Here is a 5,136-nt window from a genome sequence, read left to right on the forward strand (position 1 = left end):
GCTCCCTACTTTGCCCTTCAGGGGTGCAAGCCCGCTGCTCGCTACGACTACGCGGCCAAAGGCAAGACGATGGCGATCGTCATCTCGGTGCTGCGGGCCTTCGATTCCCTAGGATTATGTCACTTCGCGCTGATGATGGGATCCCCGCCCTTTCTGGAATGGCTGAACGCCGCCACCGGCTGGGGATTCGACGAGGCGGAGTTCTTCCGCGCCGGCAAGCGCATCCAGGTGCTACGTCACGTTTTCAACGCCCGCGAGGGATTGCCAGCCCAGTTCCCTCTTCCAGCCCGCGAGCGGGGCGAACCACCGCAGGAGATAGGGCCGGTGGCAGGCATAACACTGGATATGGAGGCAATGGCCAGGGGTTATTTTGAGGCCATGGGCATCGACCTGGCGACGGGATGGCCGCTGCCGGAGACGGCGAGGGAACTGGGACTGGAAGCAGCGCCTAGTGGATGTGAACAGGAGGCCTCCACCAAAAGGAAATGATGAAGGAGAACGAAGATCTGTGCCATCTTGGTGCTCTAAGGTTTTCTGGACCAACCTCAGTTGCTGATTAAGGAGGGAATGAACATGGTGTTCTCTTTGGCCCGACTGATCGAAGAGAGGCAAGGCGATCAATACCTCTTGCACGAGCGCTACATCAACCCGTACATGGCGCGTGTACAGCAGATTATCGGCTTTGACAAGATCTACACGCGCGGCGAGGGTGCATACCTATGGGACAAGGATGGCATCCGCTACCTCGACTTATTAGCCGGGTACAGCGTCTTCAACCTGGGACGCGGGCATCCGGTCATCAAACAGGCGATGATGGAATTCTTGTCCCTGGACCGGCCAACTCTCGTCAAGATGGACTGCCCGCTTCTGGCCGGACTTTTGGCAGAGGAACTTGTCAAACGCATGCCCCCTGGCCTGGACGCCGTCTTTTTCGCCAACTCCGGTGCCGACGCGGTGGATACTGCCATCAAGTTCGCCCGTTATGCGACGAAGAGGCCGCGTGTCGTTTACCTCAACCACGCCTTCCACGGGCTAACGCTCGGGACGCTTGCCATCAACGGTGGGGATGCCTTCAGGAAAGGTTTCGAACCCCTACTCCCAGGCACGGTCATGGTGGAGATGAACGACCTAGAGACACTGGAACGAGAACTGCGTCAAGGCGATGTAGCCGCCTTCATCGTAGAGCCGATCCAGGGCAAAGGCGTGTATATACCGGCGGATGATTACCTACCCGAAGCGCAGCGCTTGTGCCGACAATATGGGACGCAGTTCATTTGCGATGAGGTACAGATGGGACTGGGACGCGCCGGGAAGTTCCTCTGCTGCGAGCACTGGAACTTAGAGCCCGACATGGTTACTCTCGCCAAATCACTGGGCGGCGGGTACGTGCCAGTCAGCGCGGTCATCATGCGGCGAGAGATCCACGATAAAGTTTTCGGATCCCTCAAGCGCGCTCAGGTGCATTCCACCACTTTCGGCCAGAATGATATGGCCATGGCCGCTGGGTTGGCGACCCTGCAGGTGATGGATGAGGAAAAAATCGTGGAGCGTTCGGCCACTGTGGGGGCAAAACTGCTCGCCAGGCTGTCTGCGTTGAAAGAAAAGTATGAGATGATCGCTGACGTGCGCGGCAAAGGCCTCGTCATTGGCATCGAGTTCCGCCCGCCCAGTTCGCTTGCTCTTAAAGCAGCCTGGACAGCCCTCGAGGCCGCGGAAAAAGGTCTCTTCACTCAGCTGGTGGTAATGTCCCTTATGCGCGACCACCGCATCCTGACCCAGGTCGGTGGGCCGGGGGTCAACATTGTTAAACTCCTACCTCCGCTCATCATCGGCGATGAGGAAGTAGAGATGATCGTCAGGGCCTTCGATGCGGTTATGGACGATGCAAGAAACTTGAGGGGCCGCGTTTGGGCGACAAGCGCAGAACTCATCAAGCAAGCGATGGCAGCGTGAATATGCTGTTGGATGACGTCCGCCACCTGGCCAGTGAGATCGGTCCACGCGGCACCGGCAGCAATGGGGAAGCGGCAGCCGCAGACTACGTAGCCGGCCGCCTATCTGCTCTGGGGTTGCCAATCGAGCAGCAGACCTTCCGCGCCGTCGCCAGCCAAAATGCCTTTCCACTGGCGATAGATTTGCTGGCTCTGCTGGCGGTGGTTATCTACCCCTTGGGTGGGGCCTTCACCCGCTGGCTTGCTACAGCACTGGCGTTGACCGCAGCGCCCCTATTGTGGTGGACGATTCGCTCCTCCGATAGTCCTCTGCGGCCCCTCTTACCCCAGGTGACCAGCCGCAACGTCTTGGCGCGAATCGAACCACAGGGCGACCTACATTTGCGCTGCGTCCTTCTGGCCCACCTGGACACCAACCGGTGCCGGCTGGCCTGGCAATCCTCTGGGGTGCGCTATACAGAGCCGCTAACTTGGCTAACGTTGGTGATGCTGGCTTTACCTGGTGTGCTCTATTTGGTCGGCGCGTTGCTTGGTGGCCCAGCCTGGCCCTGGTGGCTCTCGCTCGTCCCGGCTGGTTACATACTCGGAACAGTTGTTACCCTGTGGCGGGACGATCTCACTCCGTTCACCTGCGGGGCCAACGACAACGCCGCCAGCGTGGCCGTGGTTCTGGAGACCGCTGCTCGCCTGAGGGCTCAGCCCCTCAGCCATACAGAGGTGTGGCTGGCCTTCACTGGAGCCGAGGAGACCGACCATGCCGGATTGCGAGCGCTGTTGCGCCAATACGGCACATATCTACGCCGAGCCGCCTTCATTGACCTGGAAGGCGTAGGAGGTGGCGACTTGGTCTACCTGACCAGGCAGGGCCTGGTCGCTCACTATCAGCCGGATGCGGACTTGCGAGCCTTGGCCGAGAGCGTTGCTGCCGCACATCCAGCGCTAGGTGTGTGGGCAGCGCAGATGACAATGTCTGATGAGGTGAGCACGTTGCGACGGGCCGGCTACCGGGCTATTTGCATTGCCGGGCGCGACCCGGCTACGGGGACGTTGCCGCACTGGCACCGGGCTGACGACACAGCAGACACAGTCTCCGCAGCAGCCTTGGAGCGGGCAGTGAGTTTCGTACTGGCGCTGCTGAAAGAATTGGATCATAGGCCACGAATGGGAGTAGAGGAGGAAGTATGCGTGCATTCGTAACCGGCGGGACGGGATTCATTGGTGGGGCCGTTGTGCGACGGCTACTGCAGGCCGGACACGAGGTGCGGGCACTGGTCCGACCCGGTGCCGATACCCGCCAACTCGATGGCCTACCTGTGGAGCGGGTTGAGGGTGATGTAAGAGACAAAGAGTGTCTGCGCCGGGGCGTCGCTGGTTGTGACTGGGTCTTTCACTTGGCAGCGCTCTACAGTTATTGGGGCTATCGCTGGGAAGATTTTTATCAGATCAATGTGGAAGGCACGCGGCATGTGCTGGAGGCCGCTCAGGAGGCAGGGGTGAGTCGCATCGTGCACACCAGTTCCATCGCCGCCCTGGGCGTCAATCCGAATCACACCCCCGCCAGCGAGGACACACCCAGCACACTGGAAGATAAAATCGGTCCATACCAGCGTTCTAAGTTCTTAGGCCAGCAGGTAGCCCTCGAGTTCGCCCGCCAGGGGCTACCCGTGGTCATCGTCAACCCAAGCACACCCGTCGGCGTAGGTGACTACAAACCCACCCCGACTGGTCAAATCATCGTGGACTTCCTCAACGGACGGATGTTCGGCTATGTCGACACTGGCCTGAATATTGTGGACGTGGAAGATGTGGCTATCGGTCACCTTTTAGCCGCTGAGCGGGGGCGAGTGGGAGAGCGGTACATCCTAGGCGGAGAGAACCTGACCCTTAAGCAGGTCCTCGACATCCTGGCCGAGGTATCCGGGCGGCCGCCAGTGCGTCTGCGCATTCCCCGCTGGGTGGCATTGGGGTGGGCTTACGTGGACGTGGCCCTAGCCCGGCTGAACCCACGCCGAGTACCCACCGCCACACCGGAAAAGGTGCGTCTCTCACGTCGGTACGAGTGGTTTGACCCGAGCAAGGCAGTGCAGGAACTGGGCCTGCCCCAGACTCCAGCCCGCGAGGCGTTGCGTAAGGCAGTGGAGTGGTACCGAAGCCACGGATACGCACCATAAAGACGCGGATCAGGCTCGCGGAGGCATCCGCCATTACAACTTCCTGGCATAGAACAGGGCGATGTCGCCGCTGGGGTAATAATCGTCGTTGAACCCGCAGAAAGTGAAGCCGTGTTTCTGGTAGAACTGGATGGCTGGGTCGTTTTTGGTCTGCGCCTCGGCAGTTACCATCCGCAGCCGCTGGCCTGAGGCCCACTCTAGCGCCCGATTGAGCAGCGTGGAACCAATCCCCCGCCGCCGCCAGGCTTTATCCACCACCAAGTGATGGATCCACGCTGTTTGGTTCCATCCAATAGTCATCAGAGTGATGAAGCCGCGCACCGCCTGGCGGTCTGTGGCCACCAGGAAGCACTCCCGGCGGCGGAAGTCTCCCATAAGGTCGCTGGAATCCCGAGGGTAGGCCACATCCATCGGCCAGGGTAGCCGGACGCGGACGAACGTGATCTCCAACTGTCCCTCCACCTCGCCCAGGCGCATTTGCCAGACGTGCTCGGTCTCGTAAGAAGCATCGAGAGAGGCACAGCCTTCCAGATCCTTCAACACAGCGTTGCGGATGAACAGTTCGGAATGCATAGCGCCTATACCCCCTCCCACCAGACGCGCTGACTCAGCACGACTCTCAGATCGTCTCCCTGACGAACTCGGTACGCGGGGAGTCCATTCTGCGCAAGGACGGTGAGAAGCGGCTCTGTGCCCACTGGTCCACCGAAACTCTCAGGATCAATCACGACGGCCACCCCGCGGATATCTCTCCGGCTGAGATCTCGCAAGACTTCGACCCACTCCACTTCAGCAGAGGGTGTAATGGCCACGACGGAGGTATTTCGTCCCAGCATAGCCCCTTCTGCTGACAAGATAGTAGCCAGTGGGATGGTACCTTGGGCGCGGGTAACGGCTAACATCTCCAGGATCTTGCTCAACTGCCGCTCCCCTCGGTCGGCAGGGAGCACTTGGCGCTGTTGCGCATAGGCCACCAGCCCTACTGCCCGGTTCTCTGAGAGGAAGTGTTTGGC

General features: G+C 60.2%; 6 protein-coding genes. 4 read left to right on the forward strand and 2 right to left on the reverse strand.

What is annotated here, in order from left to right:
- From H5T64_13225 to H5T64_13240, 4 genes are all read left to right on the forward strand, one after another.
- On the forward strand, window positions 1-489 hold a 489-nt coding region (locus H5T64_13225; GenBank protein ID MBC7265297.1), incomplete at its 5' end, for a hypothetical protein.
- Window positions 490-573: 84 nt separating this feature from the next.
- Window positions 574-1,953: an aspartate aminotransferase family protein gene (locus H5T64_13230; protein MBC7265298.1), complete on the forward strand. Its 1,380-nt coding sequence runs from the start codon at window positions 574-576 to the stop codon at window positions 1,951-1,953.
- On the forward strand, window positions 1,908-3,149 hold the full coding sequence (locus tag H5T64_13235; protein MBC7265299.1) for a M20/M25/M40 family metallo-hydrolase: 1,242 nt from the start codon (window positions 1,908-1,910) through the stop codon (window positions 3,147-3,149). Before H5T64_13230 ends, H5T64_13235 begins: the two co-directional genes overlap by 46 nt.
- Complete coding sequence (locus H5T64_13240) at window positions 3,134-4,123, forward strand: NAD-dependent epimerase/dehydratase family protein (GenBank protein ID MBC7265300.1); 990 nt, start codon at window positions 3,134-3,136, stop codon at window positions 4,121-4,123. The genes H5T64_13235 and H5T64_13240 overlap by 16 nt, the downstream gene beginning before the upstream one ends.
- Window positions 4,124-4,156: 33 nt before the next feature.
- Here H5T64_13240 and H5T64_13245 read toward each other — a convergent pair whose 3' ends face one another.
- Both H5T64_13245 and H5T64_13250 read right to left on the reverse strand, forming a co-directional pair.
- Complete coding sequence (locus H5T64_13245; protein ID MBC7265301.1) at window positions 4,157-4,696, reverse strand: GNAT family N-acetyltransferase; 540 nt, start codon at window positions 4,694-4,696, stop codon at window positions 4,157-4,159.
- Window positions 4,697-4,701: 5 nt separating this feature from the next.
- Window positions 4,702-5,136: DUF58 domain-containing protein (locus tag H5T64_13250; GenBank protein MBC7265302.1), on the reverse strand; the 435-nt coding region annotated here is incomplete at its 5' end.

The sequence above is a fragment of the Chloroflexota bacterium genome, assembly GCA_014360825.1.
GTDB lineage: Bacteria > Chloroflexota > Anaerolineae > UBA2200 > JACIWT01 > JACIWT01.

Bases quoted from the DNA above. Each gene is read 5' to 3' on its own strand.
- H5T64_13230 (MBC7265298.1), top strand. From the start codon at position 574: ATGGTGTTCTCTTTGGCCCGACTGATCGAAGAGAGGCAAGGCGATCAA.
- H5T64_13240 (MBC7265300.1), top strand. From the start codon at position 3,134: ATGCGTGCATTCGTAACCGGCGGGACGGGATTCATTGGTGGGGCCGTT.
- H5T64_13245 (MBC7265301.1), bottom strand. From the start codon at position 4,696: ATGCATTCCGAACTGTTCATCCGCAACGCTGTGTTGAAGGATCTGGAA.